The sequence below is a fragment of the Flavobacterium reichenbachii genome (assembly GCF_002217435.1).
GTDB classification, from domain to species: domain Bacteria; phylum Bacteroidota; class Bacteroidia; order Flavobacteriales; family Flavobacteriaceae; genus Flavobacterium; species Flavobacterium reichenbachii.
This window is the reverse complement of record NZ_MUHF01000007.1, coordinates 375,265-389,457: the sequence shown is the minus strand read 5'-3', so window position 1 is coordinate 389,457 and position 14,193 is coordinate 375,265. Positions and strand designations below refer to the sequence as shown.

Annotated in this window: 13 protein-coding genes; 5 read left to right on the top strand and 8 right to left on the bottom strand. The window is 33.0% G+C overall.

Translation table 11 applies throughout. The annotated features are described in order from the left end of the window. Position 1: 1 nt before the first annotated feature. The 7 genes from B0A68_RS08650 to B0A68_RS08620 form a co-directional block, all read right to left on the bottom strand. On the bottom strand, positions 2-1,135 hold the full coding sequence (locus tag B0A68_RS08650) for a porin (RefSeq protein ID WP_035682020.1): 1,134 nt from the start codon (positions 1,133-1,135) through the stop codon (positions 2-4). A 218-nt stretch (positions 1,136-1,353) separates the two neighbouring features. Further along, entirely contained in the window at positions 1,354-2,988 is a 1,635-nt protein-coding gene (locus B0A68_RS08645; protein WP_035682022.1) for an ABC-F family ATP-binding cassette domain-containing protein, read from the bottom strand. A 533-nt stretch (positions 2,989-3,521) separates the two neighbouring features. Continuing rightward, positions 3,522-4,697, bottom strand: a complete 1,176-nt coding sequence (locus tag B0A68_RS08640) for a GlmU family protein (RefSeq protein ID WP_035682023.1) — start codon at positions 4,695-4,697, stop codon at positions 3,522-3,524. 203 nt (positions 4,698-4,900) lie between these two features. After that, positions 4,901-5,437: a Cif family virulence factor gene (locus tag B0A68_RS08635; RefSeq protein WP_035682026.1), complete on the bottom strand. Its 537-nt coding sequence runs from the start codon at positions 5,435-5,437 to the stop codon at positions 4,901-4,903. A gap of 4 nt (positions 5,438-5,441) precedes the next feature. Then, on the bottom strand, positions 5,442-5,849 hold the full coding sequence (locus B0A68_RS08630) for a tautomerase family protein (protein WP_035682027.1): 408 nt from the start codon (positions 5,847-5,849) through the stop codon (positions 5,442-5,444). Positions 5,850-5,900: 51 nt separating this feature from the next. After that, positions 5,901-6,473 (bottom strand): Crp/Fnr family transcriptional regulator, encoded by a 573-nt coding sequence (locus B0A68_RS08625; RefSeq protein WP_035682028.1) that lies wholly within the window; start codon positions 6,471-6,473, stop codon positions 5,901-5,903. A gap of 154 nt (positions 6,474-6,627) precedes the next feature. After that, the gene (locus tag B0A68_RS08620) at positions 6,628-6,882 is read right to left on the bottom strand and encodes a type B 50S ribosomal protein L31 (RefSeq protein WP_011921626.1); all 255 of its coding nucleotides are present in this window, start codon (positions 6,880-6,882) and stop codon (positions 6,628-6,630) included. Between the two features lie 267 nt (positions 6,883-7,149). Here B0A68_RS08620 and B0A68_RS08615 point away from each other — a divergent pair, with 267 nt between their 5' ends. The 5 genes from B0A68_RS08615 to B0A68_RS08595 all read left to right on the top strand — a co-directional run bounded on the left by B0A68_RS08615 (position 7,150) and on the right by B0A68_RS08595 (position 13,250). Further along, entirely contained in the window at positions 7,150-7,680 is a 531-nt protein-coding gene (locus tag B0A68_RS08615) for a DUF4199 domain-containing protein (protein ID WP_035682029.1), read from the top strand. A gap of 8 nt (positions 7,681-7,688) precedes the next feature. After that, a complete protein-coding gene (locus tag B0A68_RS08610; protein WP_035682032.1) occupies positions 7,689-8,636 on the top strand; it encodes a glycosyltransferase family 2 protein in 948 nt (315 codons plus the stop codon). A gap of 162 nt (positions 8,637-8,798) precedes the next feature. Beyond that, entirely contained in the window at positions 8,799-10,526 is a 1,728-nt protein-coding gene (locus B0A68_RS08605; RefSeq protein ID WP_035682034.1) for a phospho-sugar mutase, read from the top strand. A gap of 78 nt (positions 10,527-10,604) precedes the next feature. Then, positions 10,605-12,434 carry an ABC transporter ATP-binding protein gene (locus tag B0A68_RS08600; RefSeq protein WP_035682036.1) on the top strand — a complete coding sequence of 610 codons (1,830 nt, stop codon included), beginning with the start codon at positions 10,605-10,607 and terminating at the stop codon, positions 12,432-12,434. A 114-nt stretch (positions 12,435-12,548) separates the two neighbouring features. Continuing rightward, positions 12,549-13,250, top strand: a complete 702-nt coding sequence (locus tag B0A68_RS08595; protein WP_035682037.1) for a hypothetical protein — start codon at positions 12,549-12,551, stop codon at positions 13,248-13,250. 200 nt (positions 13,251-13,450) lie between these two features. Here B0A68_RS08595 and B0A68_RS08590 read toward each other — a convergent pair whose 3' ends face one another. Beyond that, positions 13,451-14,173, bottom strand: a complete 723-nt coding sequence (locus B0A68_RS08590) for a CREC-EF hand family protein (protein ID WP_035682039.1) — start codon at positions 14,171-14,173, stop codon at positions 13,451-13,453. Between the last annotated feature and the right edge of the window lie 20 nt (positions 14,174-14,193).

Below are 14,193 nucleotides of genomic sequence, written 5' to 3'. Positions count from 1 at the left end.
ATTAAAGCCTGCATTGAAATTGTATTATAAATAAGGTATTGTCATAAGTGGATGTATCTGGAATATTGCGATCAAAATCATCGATCTGCAGCCCCATTTCTATTCTTCCTGTATATGCTTTTCCGAACTCGAGACTAATCATGGGCGTGTAGGTCTCTCTGACATTCGAATCAACTTTATAATTGGAATCGAATGATTCATAACGGCACGAAAATTCTAATGCTGTCAGTTTTTTATAATTTATTACATATCTCAAATTGGGCAGGAAATAAATCCCGCGCATTTGGTAATCGTCAACATCCGGAGTTCTGTTCGCCGGAGGTAATGAAAAATACAAATTAGAATTTGTTCCTTGTTTGTATTCAATCTGCAGGTCAAAAGTAAATTGGTCTGTTAGTTTAAAATCACTGGTAATATCAGCTCCAAAAGCAAAAACCTTTTCTTTAAAAACTTTTCCGATACCGCTGTTTAAACCTAAATTGATTTTATGCTTTTTAGACAGCCCAAAAACCAATCTTGAAGAATATTGTTTGCCGTTATCTTTATCCATTTCCTGATTTTTTCCGTTTCCATTTAAAACAGAAAAGGCATAATCAATTGGAATTTTTCCAATTTCAAAAGCACCGCTTGCCGAAGCTCCGATTTGAAAACTCGTCCAGCCGTTTTTTCCAAATTCATAATATTGATTGGAGAAATCAAATGATTTGATAATGTCTACAGGAACTAATTCTTCGATACCAAAAGCCGGACGGAATTGACCTCCGATTAAAGCAATATATTTATTGAAAGTATATTTTGCATAGGCGTTTTCCAGTACTTTTCCTTTAGAATCCGATTTAAAATCGGCAAGGTTAACCAGAATTACCACTTCTGCAGCTTCGCTTAATTTGGTATTTGCGCCAACACGCATTCGTTTAATATCAAACGAACTTTGGACGGCTTCACCTGTAGAATGATGGACGCCCATGACGTCGACATTTTTGCCAGAACTTTCTAAATACCTGGCTTGTAAAAGTCCCTTAAATTGAAACTGAGGATATTTCACACTGCTTTCTGAATTCTCGGGAGTTTGAGCATTTATCAAAAGAGGTAAAAAAAGGAAAAGAGCAGCTGGTATAAGCAAAGATTTTTTCATAGCTGTATTATAAAATTAATAGTTACAACCGATACTAGAATCAATTCTTTACTTTACAGCAAAAAAGCTAACTGCTTATATTTCAATATCAAAGATCAAGCGAATGTAGTAAAAAACAAACAACTTATATCACAATTAGTAAGAAATATATTTTTTAACGAAATAAAAAAAGCACAAGTTTAAAACTTGTGCTTTTAAATTATATCAGGAATAAAAATTTACTTTTCAATCTCTCTCATCGAATCCATTTTTTTATGAGCAAGGAAACCTGCCACATCTTCAAAATGTTCTTTTACTCTTTTGTTTCCAAATTCAAAAACCTTAGTTGCTAATCCGTCAAGGAAATCACGATCGTGAGAAACCAGGATTAAAGTTCCGTCAAAATCACGCAGGGCATCTTTAATGATATCTTTTGTTTTCATATCCAAGTGATTTGAAGGCTCATCCAGAATCAATAAATTAACTGGCTCCAACAACAATTTGATCATAGCCAAACGGGTTTTTTCTCCACCCGAAAGTACTTTTACTTTTTTGGTAATATCATCACCCTGAAACATAAAGGCTCCTAAAATATTCTTGATTTGTGTTCTAATATCCCCAACAGCAATATTATCGATAGTTTCAAAAATAGTAGCATTTTCATCTAATAATGAAGCTTGGTTTTGAGCAAAATATCCAATTTGAGAATTATGACCAATATCAACACTTCCTTCATCGATACCTATTTCCTTCATAATGGCTTTGATCATCGTTGATTTTCCTTCACCATTTTTACCTACGAAAGCTACTTTCTGACCTCTTTCAATTACAATATTTGCATCTTTAAAAACCACATGATCGCCGTACGATTTAGACAGATCTTTTACTACAACAGGATATTGTCCTGAACGTGCTGCGGGTGGGAATTTTAATTTTAATGCTGAATTGTCTACTTCATCAACCTGAACAATAACCAGTTTTTCAAGCATCTTTACACGAGACTGAACGGCATCTGTTTTAGAAAAAGTTCCTTTAAAACGATCAATAAAAGCTCTGTTATCTGCAATCATTTTTTGCTGTTCATCGTATGCTTTCTGCTGGTGTACACGACGGTCTTTTCTAAGTTCTAAGTAATGAGAATATTTAGCTTTATAATCGTAAATTCTTCCCATTGTAACTTCAATCGTACGATTTGTAATATTATCTACAAATGCCCTATCGTGGGAAATTACCACAACCGCTTTTGCAGAAGTCAGCAAAAACTCTTCTAACCACTGAATACTTTCAATATCCATATGGTTGGTTGGCTCATCGAGCAAAATCAAATCTGGTTTCTGCAAAAGGATTTTTGCCAATTCGATACGCATTCTCCATCCTCCTGAAAATTCTGAAGTCTGACGTGTAAAATCTTCACGCTCAAAACCTAGACCCACCAAAATTTTCTCTACTTCGGCTTCGTAATTCACTTCTTCAATCGCATAGAATTTCTCGCTTAAGTCAGAAACTCTTTCGATTAATTTCATGTAAGCATCGCTTTCGTAATCTGTACGAACGGTTAACTGCTCGTTGATTTCGTCAATTTCAGCTTTCATTTTAAAAATCTCTCCAAAAGCTTTAGAGGCTTCTTCCATTACAGTCGATCCGTCTTTTGTCAATAAATGCTGAGGCAGATAAGCTACAACAGCATCTTTTGGAGTCGAGATACTTCCAGTTGAAGGTTTGCTTTGACCTGCAATTATTTTTAAAAGTGTCGATTTTCCCGCACCATTTTTACCCATAAGGGCAATTTTATCATTTTCATTGATAGCAAAAGAAACATCGCTAAATAATGTAGTTCCACCAAACTGAACCGAAATATCGTTAACTGTAATCATTGAGATTTTTGGATTTTAGACTGCCTAGAATTTTAGAATTTTCAGCAAGTATTTTTTTCAAGCTGCAAAGATAGATTTTAATTAGATAATGTGCCAATTTGACAATTAGATAATTTTGAGAATGTGACAATTAGAGAATTTTGATAATGTGCCAATTAGATAATTGGATAATTCTGATAATGTGTCAATTAAAGAATTAGAAAATGCGGCAATTAGAAAATTAGATAATTCTGAGAATGTGCCAATTTGATAATTAGTCAATTAGAGAATTAGAAAATCTTTAAATTAAAAATATCTTCATTCTAAACTGGACTGAAGTCCAGCTCTACAATATAATAGGTTCCTGCGGAACAGCAAGAGAGCCTTAGGTTCGGGCAATATTGTAGGGCTGGACTTCAGTCCAGTTTAAAGACAAGAATAAAAAAAACACAAAACCCGACAGGTTTAAAAAAAACCTGTCGGGTTTGCTGAAAATTATCGCATTTTCTAATTATCTAATTGACTAATTATCAAATTGGCACATTTTCTAATTATCAATCTTTCCTCCACTTTTTAGTTTCTTCAAAAATATGTTCTAAGATTGCAGATTCTGTTTGGTCAAATTCAATATTTCTTCGTCCCATTACTAATTTGGCAGTTTCAAAAGCTTTTTTAGTTACATAAGTTGTAAAACCTGCCGCACCGCCCCAAGAGAAGCTTGGTACAAAATTACGAGGAAAACCAGATCCAAAAATATTAGCACTTACTCCAACAACAGTTCCGGTATTAAACATGGTATTGATACCGCATTTACTGTGATCTCCCATCATTAAACCACAAAACTGAAGTCCGGTTTTTGCAAAACCTTCCGTTTCATAGCTCCACAATTTTACCTCTTCATAATTGTTCTTTAGGTTAGAATTATTACTGTCTGCTCCGATATTACACCATTCGCCTAAAACAGAATCACCCAAAAATCCGTCGTGTCCTTTGTTGGAATTTGCAAAAAGAACCGAATTCTTAACCTCTCCTCCTATTCTGGAACCGACACCAACTGTTGTGGCACCGTAGATTTTTGCATTTAGTTTAACTTGTGCATTCTCGCATAAAGCAAAAGGACCGCGAATTACTGTACCTTCCATTATTTCAGAATTCTTACCTACATATATAGGTCCGTTTGAAGCATTTAAAGTCACAAACTCCAATTTTGCTCCTTCTTCTATAAAAATATTTTCTGGCGAAATTACATTGACACTTTTTGGAATTGGCTGTGATTTTCTGTCTTCTGTCAGATAAATAAAATCTTCACGAATAGCGGCATCATTTTTAGAAAAAATATCCCAAGTGTGTTCTACAGTAAGAGCGTTATCATTGTATTGAATTATCTCGTAAGTATCAAAATCTACTTCTTCCTGATTTTCTGAGGCAAAAAAAGCAATTACATCCTCTCCTTTAAAAATCGCCTGATTTTCCTTAAGATCAGAAACCATCTCTGCCAGCGTATCATTTGGTAAATAAGCGGCATTGATCATTACATTTTCTTCCATTTCTACCATCGGAAATTTCTCCGATAAGTATTCTTCTGTTATGGTTGTTATGGTTGAACCTAAACGCATTTCCCATTTTTGACGAATTGTCATTATTCCGATTAAAATATCTGCAACCGGACGGGTAAAAGTAAAAGGCAATAAAGCATTCCGAACGGGTCCGTCGAAAAGAATATAGTTCATAAAAATTTGTGTTTGTTAAAATATTGATTTGGTTACCTGGTCCAAAGTTACAAATATTTTATTTTGTTCAATTAAATGTGTTATCGTAATGAAAGAAAATACAGCAATACAATTAAAACCAATAAAATAACAGGAGATTTGATCCATAAAAAAGCTGCAATAAAACCTGCAGCTTTTTACAATATTTAAACACAGCATATATCTTATATATTTTTTGCCTGCTTTTTAGTTTTACGCTCTGGCTGTTTAAAATATTTAACTAATTCTAAGGAATATATTACACTTGTAATCTTCCATTTACCCTCTTTTTTAATCAGATTTAAATACTTACTTCCCCAATTTGTCATTTCGTTATCTGCCCAAAAACTATAATCCATTGTTACGGAGGCAACAGTTCCGTCCTGAACAATTTTAATAGTGTCAAATTTATCTTCGGTTGTTTTATGTCTAAACAAGCCTCTTAGAAATCCTTTGTAAGAACCCGAAAAATAACTGCTTCCGGCTTTTGCTTCGCCCTTTGCTTGAATTTCTCTGGCTTGAGTCCGATCTTTATAAGCTGCGCACCACACCACATGATCATCATTAAATAAACTGTAAAATGTGATAGAATCTTTTTCGATTACGCTTTTTGAATAGGAATCAATAATGGCGAGTATCTTTTTGTTGTCGTCCTGTTTTTGCTGTCCATAGCACTGCATTATAGTCAAAACTATAAAGGACAAGAGGCTGATTTTTTTCATTTAATTAAACTTTTGAAATTTTATTATTAATGATTTTATATTCTATTGTAAGCCCCTCATAACCATAAGCATCGGCTTTCATTTCTTCTATTGCGGCATAACTTACGGGGTGGAGACTGCCCAATATTGAAGCAAGCGCATTATGCAGCGCTTCTATAAACTTTGCTTTGTCATCTTTTAAATTTGTGGAGTCTGAAATTTTAATAGTCAAAAAGAAACTATTCTTCTTCAATTCAGCTAAAGATTTTGAATTGATAAACCAGAGATAATCTGGTATAAACGATACCGTTATTACGGTAACTTCTGGTTTTTTATTTAAGATATCTTTCGTGAGACTGCTTATAGTCTGCACTAGTTCTTTTGCCAAATCAGGATTTTCCTGACCGCTGACTTGTAGATTAATTACTGGCATACTTCAAATATTTATGATTATTGAAGCACAAAATTCAATCTAAATAAACACTTATTTATTGATGTATGTTAAGAGTTTTATTCGGCTTAGAGACTCAGGTTTTATACCAAGATAAGACGCAATATGATATTGAGAAACCTGCTGTTCTATTCCCGGATATGTTTTATAAAGCAGCTCGAGTCTTTCTGCTGCAGAATTTTTCAGAAAAGAAGTTTCTCGTCTGCATTTTCTAATAAAAAATATATCAGAAATATATTTGGCGAGCTTTAAAAAAGCTAAATCCTCTTCTATTAATCTATTAAACTGTTTAAGAGTGATGTATTGAATTTCAGTTTCGGCCAGAGCTTCAATGTTGCAGTTTGTCGGACTTTGAGTTAAATAACTGGTATAAGCAGTCACAAAACTATTTTCGAGATAAAAATCATTATTGTATTCAGCTCCGTCATTTTGAACATACGAACGAAGTTTTCCGTAATTTACTATTCCTATAAAATCACAAACAGCACCTTCCTGAATTAAATATTCTTTTTTCTTTAAAATTTTAAACTGGACTTCATCATTAAACTTTTCAAAATGATGCATCTCTAGTTCCAGTTTTTCAAAAACAGCTTTAAGTGACTCCATTTGAATTTGTTTTAAATTATTTTATTCAAAGATAAAGATATCACCCAACATAGATTCGTTTGTTTGAGGATTATATTTTTGAAGTTTTAGAAACAATTTCACAAAAAAAAGCCTCCCAAATTTGGAAGGCTTTGTATATGAATAAAAACAGCTATTATTTTTTAGCGTGTTTAGCATATTTAGTTTTGAATTTATCAATACGTCCTGCAGTATCGATAAGTTTAGATTTACCAGTATAAAAAGGGTGAGATGTTCTAGAAATCTCCATTTTTACAACTGGATACTCAACTCCGTCAACTTCAATTGTTTCTTTTGTATCTGCAGTAGATTTAGTGATAAAAACGTCATCATTTGACATGTCTTTAAATGCAACTAATCTGTAATTTTCTGGGTGGATTCCTTTTTTCATCTTTATTTTTTATTTATTGTTTGGAGCATTTTCATTTTGAAGCTTTTTCATGGTTAGAAAAAGGTGTAAATAAATGATACTCTTTTTGTTTAAAAACTTTTAATTATTTTTGAGTGTGCAAATTTACATTTATTTTTTAATAAACAAATCTTTTAATCAATATTTTTGAGTGTTACTTCTTTTGTGTCAATTTTTTTAATATACATCTGACTTTTGTATATATGGTAATTGCTATATTTGTGGATTAATTTTAAACATATAGAAAATATGATTAATGAAGTTATAAAGAAAAATGGGATAAATTTTGGTGTAATCATTGGAATTACATCTGCATTCATTACAGCAAGTATATATGCAATTGATTTAAATTTATTTGTTTCATGGTGGTTTGGCTTAATAGGACTGGCTATAAATCTAACAATAGCTATTATTCTGCTTTCTAAAACAAAAAAACAACTAAACGGAGTTTATACCTTTAAAGAAGCATTTACAACTTACTTTATAGCTGCCGTAATAGGTATTCTTATTTCTACATTATTTAATATTCTCTTATTTAATGTTATCGATCCAGGTGCAAAAGAGACTGTAAGCGAATTATTAATTAAATATACCGCAGGATTTATGCAAAAAATGGGTACTCCTGCTTCTATTATTAACGAGAATATTGCTAAAATGAAAGAGCATAATTCTTTCTCTACTATTGAATTAATTAAAGGCTGCGCTTTTTCTATTGTATTCAGCGCTGTTTTTGGATTAATTTTGGCAGCATTTTTCAAAAGCAAAACTAGACAAGAATAAAAACATAAATGAATTTATCTATACTAATACCACTTCTAAACGAAGAGGAATCACTGCAAGAACTTTATTCTTGGATTATTAAAGTGATGCAATCTAATAATTACTCTTATGAAATCATCTTTGTAGATGATGGAAGTACCGATAATTCTTGGAATATTATTGAAAGTTTCTCTAATGAAAATCCGAATGTAAAAGGGATTCGATTTATGAAAAATTTCGGAAAATCTCAAGCGCTTCATGCTGGTTTTGCAAAAGCCAGCGGCGATGTCATCATAACAATGGATGCAGATTTACAAGACAGTCCTGACGAAATTCCAGGTTTGTATGAGATGATTACGGCTCAAAAATTTGATTTGGTTTCAGGATGGAAAAAGAAACGTTATGACTCTGTTGTAGCTAAAAATTTACCATCAAAATTATTCAACTGGGCCGCAAGAAAAACATCCGGCGTTGAACTAAATGATTTTAACTGCGGGCTAAAAGCTTATAAAAATACGGTTGTAAAAAACATAGAAGTTTCGGGCGAAATGCACCGCTACATTCCTGTGCTTGCAAAAAATGCCGGATTTAACAAAATCGGTGAGAAAGTGGTAATTCATCAGGCGCGTAAATACGGCGAAACCAAATTTGGAATGGATCGTTTTGTAAACGGTTTTCTTGATTTGATTACAATTTGGTTTTTATCCCGATTCGGAAAAAGACCAATGCACTTATTTGGACTATTGGGTTCGATTATGTTTATGATTGGTTTTTTACTGGCTTTATACTTAGGTATTGATAAATTATTCATTCACAAAACCAGCAGATTAATTACAGAAAGACCTCATTTTTATTTATCAATAACATCAATGATTATAGGAACTCAATTATTTCTGGCCGGATTTTTAGGCGAAATTATTTTGAGAACTAAAAGCAACGAAGCGCGTTATAAGGTTTCCAGAGAAGTTAATTTTTAACGTAAAGCACTGAAATTTATAATCCGCAGGCTTCGAAAGGCATCCTTTTTTGATGGTCAAATCTGAAAATTCGGGATCGGAAGCCGTAAAAGATATAGTAGACAGCAGGATCATCTTCTGAAAAAAACTTATCTTTAATTAAATATTAAAAAAGAAATTTAAATGAATATAGCTCCTAATATATTGAGTGCTGTAAATGAATGGCTGACACCAGCATTTGACAGTGAAACACAAGCAGCTGTTAAGGAATTAATGACAACTGCTCCAAAAGAACTTGAAGAAAGTTTTTATAAAAACCTGGAATTCGGAACGGGCGGAATGCGCGGTGTGATGGGTGTGGGAAACAATAGAATTAACAAATATACACTTGGAAAAAACACTCAGGGTTTATCTGATTATCTTCACGAAGTTTTTCCTAATCAAACTATAAAAATTGTTATAGCTTACGACTGCCGTCACAACAGCAACACACTGGCAAAGATTGTGGCAGATGTTTTCTCTGCAAACGGAATTCAAGTTTACTTATTTTCAGATTTACGACCAACTCCAGAATTGTCCTTTGCTCTTAAATATTTAGGATGCCAGTGCGGTATTGTATTGACAGCTTCGCACAATCCGCCAGAATATAATGGCTACAAGGTCTATTGGGAAGATGGAGGACAGATTGTACCGCCACAAGATGCGGCTATTATTAACGTAATTGAAAATTTAAGCTACGACAAAATTAAATTTAATGCCAACGAAAGCCTGATTAAGTATATCGATACAGAAATTGACAAAGCTTTTGTACAATCTTCTATAGAAAACGCAAGTTTTAATACTCCGGCAGCGGCTAAAGACAACTTACATATTGTTTTTACTTCGCTTCACGGAACTTCTATAAAATCAATTCCAGACACTTTATCTCAGGCTGGTTATAACAACGTACACATTGTTCCGGAACAAGCTGTACCAGACGGAAATTTCCCTACTGTAAAATCTCCAAACCCAGAAGAACCAGAAGCTCTGACGATGGCTTTGGCTTTGGCAGACAAAACAAATTCTGATATTGTTGTGGGTACAGATCCTGACTGCGACCGTTTAGGCGTTGCAGTACGAGATAACGATGGTAAAATGATTTTACTAAACGGAAATCAGACCATGGTTTTAATGACTTCATTTTTATTAAAACAATGGAAAAAAGCCGGAAAAATTAACGGAAAACAATTTGTTGGTTCTACTATAGTTTCGACTCCGATGATAATGGAGCTCGCAACAAGTTATGGTGTAGAATGCAAAGTCGGCCTTACTGGTTTTAAATGGATTGCCAAAATGATCAAAGATTTTCCTGAGCTTGAGTTTATTGGCGGCGGCGAAGAAAGTTTTGGTTTTATGGTTGGCGATGCCGTAAGAGATAAAGATGCAGTTGCAGCTACTTTGTTGATCTGCGAAATTGCAGCTCAGGCAAAAGCAGCCGGAAGCTCTGTTTACAAAGAACTTTTACAGCTTTATGTTGAGAATGGTTTCTATAAAGAATTCTTAGTTTCGCTGACTAAAAAAGGAATGGAAGGTCTGGAAGAAATTAATCAGATGATGATTAATCTACGTCAAAATCCTCTGAAAGAAATCAATGGAGAAAGCGTTATTATGGTAGAAGATTATCAATCTTCTACTGCTTTGAATTTATTGACAAATGAAGAATCGGTAATGGATATACCAAAGTCTAATGTATTGATTTATTATACTGCAGACGGCTCTAAAATTTGCGCAAGACCAAGCGGAACAGAACCAAAAATTAAATTCTATATCAGCGTTAATGCCGAGATTGAATCTGTTTTGGATTTTGAAGAAGCAGAAAGTTTCTTAGACCAAAAAATACAAAATATTATTGCAGACATGCAATTGAATTAAATAAGTGCATAAGCTTTTTTACAAAACCCGACAATTTAAAGACTGTCGGGTTTTAAAGCTAAAAATAACAACCTAATAATGAGTAATTTCAAAAAAATAGTCCCTTTTATATATCCGTATAAAAAATATGCATTTTTAAACATTTTTTTTAATGTGCTATATGCTCTTTTTAGTACACTTTCGTTTGTGGCTTTAATACCTATGCTTCAGGTTTTATTTGACCAGACAAAAGCCAGAAAAATAAAACCGGTATATAAGGGAATTTTAAAACTTCAGCAGTACGGAGAAGACTATTTAAGTTATTATATAACTACAACAAAAGGCGACCATGATCCCGGCTACATTTTATCTATAATGGTAGCCATTATAATTTCGATTTTCTTATTAAAAAACTTAGCCGATTATCTGGCCATGTTTTTTATTACTTTTTTACGAAATGGGGTTTTAAAAGACATGCGAAATGCGATGTACAAAAAAACGCTCGATCTGCCTTTGGCTTTTTACTCTGAAAAAAGAAAAGGAGATGTAATTTCCAGAATTTCTGCCGATGTTAACGAGGTTCAAAATTCATTTTTAGCCATATTAGAACTTATTGTAAAAGAGCCGTTAACGATAGTTTTTACTATAACAACTATGTTAATTATCAGCACTAAACTAACGTTGTTTGTTTTTATTTTTATTCCGATTTCAGGTTACATTATTTCATTAATTGGAAAACAACTTAAAAAACAATCGACAAAAGCGCAGGAAGAACAAGGTACTTTTTTATCTACAATCGAAGAAACTATTGGCGGATTGAAGGTTGTAAAAGGATATAATTCTGAAAACTACTTTAATACTGTTTTTCAAAACTCAACAGAACGTTTTTTCAATTTATCAAATAGTATAGGCAATCGTCAAAACTTAGCTTCTCCTGCAAGTGAGTTTATGGGAATTACCGTTATTGCTATTTTATTGTGGTACGGCGGACAAATGGTTTTAATTGACAAAACGCTGAGCGGTCCTTCCTTTATTGCTTATATGGGATTGGCTTATAATATCCTAACGCCTGCAAAAGCAATTTCTAAAGCTTCTTATGGCGTAAAAAGAGGAAATGCTGCAGCAGAACGTGTTTTAGAGATTTTAGATCAGGAAAACCCAATTACAAGCAAAATCGACGCAATAGAAAAAACAACTTTTGACGACAATATCACAGTTCAAAATATTAATTTTCAATATGAAAAAGAAACTGTTTTAAAGGATTTTTCTATTACTATTAAAAAAGGGCAAACTGTTGCGCTTGTCGGCCAGTCTGGAAGCGGAAAAAGTACTATGGCAAATTTGTTAACTCGTTTTTATGATGTTAATGACGGATCCATTTCTGTTGACGGAATCAATATTAAAGATATAAATTTACAGTCACTTCGTAGTTTAATCGGATTAGTAACTCAGGACAGTATTTTATTTAACGATACTATAAAAGCAAATATTTCTTTAGGAAAATTAGACGCAACAGATGACGAAATTATCGAAGCGTTAAAGATTGCAAATGCTTACGAATTTGTAAAAGATCTTGATTTAGGAATTTATACGAATATCGGAGACAGCGGAAATAAACTTTCGGGCGGACAAAAACAACGTTTATCTATTGCAAGAGCAGTATTGAAGAATCCGCCGATCATGATTCTTGATGAAGCTACTTCTAATTTAGATACAGAAAGTGAAAAATTTGTTCAGGTTGCTTTAGAGAATATGATGCAGAATAGAACTTCTATCATAATTGCTCACCGTCTTTCAACAATTCAAAAAGCTGATGTAATAATCGTAATGCAAAAAGGAAAAATCGTTGAACAAGGAACTCACGACCAATTAATTGCACACAACGGAACTTATAATAAGCTGGTAACAATGCAGTCATTCGAATCTTAAGACGCTGCTTATTTCTCAATACATTTACCCAGATTAAAGAATTATTAAAATTGATTTTAATTTCTTTAATCTGGGTTTATTTTTTTAACTTAGATAAGACTTAATTCTCCTGACATGTATCTCAATAATCCTAATATTAAGCTTCCAGATGACCCTGATACTGTTGTTTGGAAATACTTAGATTTGTCTAAATTTCTTGATTTACTGCTTTCGCGAAAGCTTTTTATGTCACGTTCTGATAAATTTGAAGATCAATATGAAGGTACTTTCAGCGAACCCACTTACGAAGAGATTAAAAAACTCGCCACAGACAATCCTGACTTTTTAAATTATTACAAAACACATCGCGAAAAAGTTGCGATTAGCAGCTGGCATATTAACGAATATGAATCGTTTGCCATGTGGCAGATATTCACGCAAAACAGCGAAGGTTTAGCTATTCAGTCAACAATAGGAAGATTACAAAAAGCATTAAAACCGGAGAATAATTTTGACCAGTATATTGGCGAAGTGAATTACATTGACTACAAAAAGGAATATATTCCGTTTGACGATTTATTTTTTCCGTTTTTATTTAAACGAAAAAGCTTTCAATACGAACGCGAACTTAGAATTATTACAGACACATCAAAAAGCACCATTAAACTGAATGACGGATTAAAAATCAATGTAGATATCAATCAATTGATTGAGAAAATATACATTCACCCAAAATCTGAAAACTGGTACAAAAAACTGGTTATCGAATTGGTTGAGCGTCTTGATTTTGGCTTTGAAATTGAAAAATCTGATCTGGAAAGTGATATATTAATTTAAAGGTGCTAAGGTTCTGAGGCGCTGAGTTGCTGAGTTTTTTCCTTGTTGTCTGACACAAAATTAAAAGAATCTCTTTTATTTTACAAATACAAAAAAATGAAAAAGCGAATTAAAAATTATTTAATTTTTAATTCGCTTTTTATTATGTGCAAAGATTCTAAAAACCTTAGAACCTTAGTATCTCAGTACCTCAGAACCTTTTAAATAGGTTTATAACCTTTAACTTCCCATTTCTTAGAAGCCAAATCTATATAGTTATAATGCAAAACATCATTTTTATCAAATTGTCCGTTTTGGTTGGTATCTTCTATAGTTCTAAAATACAAACGGCTTTTAGACTCAATTAAACTCCAATCTACCAATTCCTGAAAATCTTCAGAAATTTTAGTAAAGCGCTCTCCGCTAATATCACTTAGATATAAGGTTTTGATATCGCTGGAATCAATTTTACCATCTTTATTCGTATCAGAATCAGCCAAAGTATAGACCATTATCTGGCTTTTAATTTTATCTGCAAGCGGTTTTAAGTAAGTAGCCGTTAAAATCAAAACCGGTTTATCTGACAAAGCATGAATAGAATCTGAATCTACTTTTTGAAACTTCAGGTTTTGTAAATACCCTGTAATTTCATATTCGCCTAAATTTGCAATTGTAAAACTCACGTCGTTTACACTCGAAGATCCGTAGCGCACTTTTGTACCTCTCTCAAACACGCGTAAATCTCCAACAGGATGAATAAGATAATTGGTTCCTTCCATCTGAATTGGCAGATCTGCAATTTCGATCTGAGAAGAGTCTGCCTTTACTGTAACATTTGTTTTATTTGCATTATCGTAAATTACTTTTGGCTTTTGAACATCATCCTTACAACTCACTACTGTTCCGATGATTATTATGGCGATATATTTTAAGGAATTTTTCATGTCTGCGAATTATATTAGAA

Excerpts from the sequence above, each read along its gene's own strand:
- B0A68_RS08595 (WP_035682037.1), top strand. The coding sequence starts at position 12,549 with ATGTATCTCAATAATCCTAATATTAAGCTTCCAGATGACCCTGATACT.
- B0A68_RS08640 (WP_035682023.1), bottom strand. The coding sequence starts at position 4,697 with ATGAACTATATTCTTTTCGACGGACCCGTTCGGAATGCTTTATTGCCT.
- B0A68_RS08605 (WP_035682034.1), top strand. The coding sequence starts at position 8,799 with ATGAATATAGCTCCTAATATATTGAGTGCTGTAAATGAATGGCTGACA.
- B0A68_RS08625 (WP_035682028.1), bottom strand. The coding sequence starts at position 6,473 with ATGGAGTCACTTAAAGCTGTTTTTGAAAAACTGGAACTAGAGATGCAT.
- B0A68_RS08645 (WP_035682022.1), bottom strand. The coding sequence starts at position 2,988 with ATGATTACAGTTAACGATATTTCGGTTCAGTTTGGTGGAACTACATTA.
- B0A68_RS08590 (WP_035682039.1), bottom strand. The coding sequence starts at position 14,173 with ATGAAAAATTCCTTAAAATATATCGCCATAATAATCATCGGAACAGTA.
- B0A68_RS08630 (WP_035682027.1), bottom strand. The coding sequence starts at position 5,849 with ATGCCAGTAATTAATCTACAAGTCAGCGGTCAGGAAAATCCTGATTTG.
- B0A68_RS08615 (WP_035682029.1), top strand. The coding sequence starts at position 7,150 with ATGATTAATGAAGTTATAAAGAAAAATGGGATAAATTTTGGTGTAATC.
- B0A68_RS08650 (WP_035682020.1), bottom strand. The coding sequence starts at position 1,135 with ATGAAAAAATCTTTGCTTATACCAGCTGCTCTTTTCCTTTTTTTACCT.
- B0A68_RS08610 (WP_035682032.1), top strand. The coding sequence starts at position 7,689 with ATGAATTTATCTATACTAATACCACTTCTAAACGAAGAGGAATCACTG.
- B0A68_RS08600 (WP_035682036.1), top strand. The coding sequence starts at position 10,605 with ATGAGTAATTTCAAAAAAATAGTCCCTTTTATATATCCGTATAAAAAA.
- B0A68_RS08620 (WP_011921626.1), bottom strand. The coding sequence starts at position 6,882 with ATGAAAAAAGGAATCCACCCAGAAAATTACAGATTAGTTGCATTTAAA.
- B0A68_RS08635 (WP_035682026.1), bottom strand. The coding sequence starts at position 5,437 with ATGAAAAAAATCAGCCTCTTGTCCTTTATAGTTTTGACTATAATGCAG.